The organism is Candidatus Pelagibacter communis (assembly GCF_001179965.1).
Taxonomy (GTDB): Bacteria; Pseudomonadota; Alphaproteobacteria; order Pelagibacterales; family Pelagibacteraceae; genus Pelagibacter.
The window spans coordinates 1-2,233 of record NZ_CVSH01000033.1 but is presented as its reverse complement, the minus strand read 5'-3'; the positions used below and the strand labels follow the sequence as shown (position 1 = coordinate 2,233).

Here is a 2,233-nt window from a genome sequence, read left to right as displayed (position 1 = left end):
GGATGGACAATTTACCCTCCTTTATCATCTAAAACTGGACAACCAGGACCAGCAATGGATTTGGCAATTTTAAGCCTTCACATAGCAGGAGCTTCATCAATTTTAGGCGCAGTAAATTTTATAACAACTATTTTAAATATGAGAACTCCAGGTATGACACTTCATAAAATGCCATTGTTTGCTTGGTCAATATTAGTAACAGCTTTTTTATTGTTATTATCTTTACCTGTTCTAGCAGGAGCAATTACAATGTTATTGACTGATAGAAATTTCGGCACAGCTTTTTTTGAGGCACAATCCGGTGGTGATCCAATGTTATTTCAACATTTGTTTTGGTTTTTTGGGCACCCTGAAGTTTACATTTTAATTCTTCCTGGTTTTGGAATGATTAGCCATATTGTTTCTACTTTCTCAAGAAAACCAGTTTTTGGATATTTAGGAATGGCTTATGCAATGGTTGCAATAGGAATTGTAGGCTTTGTTGTGTGGGCACATCATATGTATACTGTTGGATTAAATACAGATACAAAAGCGTACTTCTTAGCGGCTACAATGATTATAGCAGTGCCGACTGGCATTAAAATTTTTTCGTGGATAGCAACAATGTGGGGTGGGTCTATTTCTTTTAAAACCCCAATGGTTTGGGCATTAGGTTTTATCTTTTTATTTACCGTAGGTGGTGTAACGGGTGTTGTGCTTGCAAATGCTGGCGTTGATACAGCACTTCATGATACATACTATGTGGTAGCACACTTTCATTACGTTCTTTCTCTTGGAGCAGTTTTTGCAATATTTGCAGGTTTCTACTATTGGTTTGGAAAAATGTCAGGCTATGAATACTCAGAGTGGTTAGGACAGTTGCATTTCTGGCTTACTTTTATAGGTGTAAACCTAATTTTCTTTCCACAACACTTTTTAGGATTAGCGGGTATGCCTAGAAGATATGCGGATTACCCAGATGCTTTTGCAGATTGGAATTATATATCATCTGTAGGGTCCTACATTTCAATTGTCGGACTAGGAGTATTTTTAATTAATTTGATTTACGCTTTCGCAAAAAAGAAGAAAGCTGCTCAGAATCCTTGGGGGGAAGGCGCTACAACTCTTGAGTGGACAGTTCCATCACCTCCAAATTTTCATACTTTCGAAGAACTACCAAAATTTGAGGATTACGAAGGTGCAGAAAAATCTAGTAGCTAGATTTTTTTACGCATATATAATTTAAAGATGTCTACAACTAATATAAGAGCCAAAAAACAAAGTCTTTCAGACATAAAAGTTTTTAACGAGCTTATAAAGCTAATGAAACCAAGAGTAATGTCATTAGTTATTTTTACTTGCGCAGTTGGCTTATTATCTTCACCAATAGTACTTTCAGTAAAAGACGCGATGATAGGAATTTTATTTGTTGCAATGGGAGCTGGGGCAGCAGGAACACTTAACATGTGGTATGAGGCTGATTTGGACAAGCTAATGTCTAGAACTTGTTTGAGACCTATTCCAAGAGGAAAAGTAAATAAAGACCAAGCATTAATTTTTGGCCTTCTATTGTCAATTATATCTGTCGTTAGCCTTTATTATTTTAGTAATTTTTTATCAGCGTTCTTATTATTTTTTACTATTTTCTTTTACGTTATTGTTTATACCATTTGGCTGAAAAGAAAGACTTCACAAAACATTGTTATTGGAGGAGCTTCAGGAGCATTACCTCCTGTTATAGGATGGACTATTGCAACTAACTCTTTATCTATGGAACCACTAACATTATTTCTAATTATATTTATTTGGACGCCGTCACATTTTTGGGCACTTAGCCTTTACAAAGCGAATGATTATAAAAGAGCAAAAATTCCAATGCTACCAATAACAGACGGAATTCAAAATACAAAAAAAAATATTTTAATTTACTCTTTGCTAATGATACCAACTATTTTAATACCATATTATATTGGGTTTGCTGGATTGACATTTTTAATCCCATCTTTAGCACTGACCTTATACTACAACTATATTTGTTTTAATCTTTACAGTTTTAAAAAAAATAAATTTGATACAAATATAGCAAAACATATTTTCAGTTATTCAATAATATATTTATTTCTAATTTTCGTATTATTTTTGATTGATAAATTAATTTAATGATACCTGATAAAAAATTAAAAAAACGAAATATATGGACAGCACTTGGGTTGTTATTATTTATAGTTTTTTTATTTATATTTACGCTATTTAA

General features: G+C 33.0%; 2 protein-coding genes. Both read left to right on the top strand.

What is annotated here, in order from left to right; genetic code table 11:
• The coding region (locus tag AMN73_RS01400) for a cytochrome c oxidase subunit I (protein ID WP_075534517.1) at positions 1–1,200 on the top strand (1,200 nt) is incomplete at its 5' end.
• A 27-nt stretch (positions 1,201–1,227) separates the two neighbouring features.
• Positions 1,228–2,139: a heme o synthase gene (cyoE, locus tag AMN73_RS01395; protein WP_075534516.1), complete on the top strand. Its 912-nt coding sequence runs from the start codon at positions 1,228–1,230 to the stop codon at positions 2,137–2,139.
• The last annotated feature ends 94 nt before the right edge of the window (positions 2,140–2,233 follow it).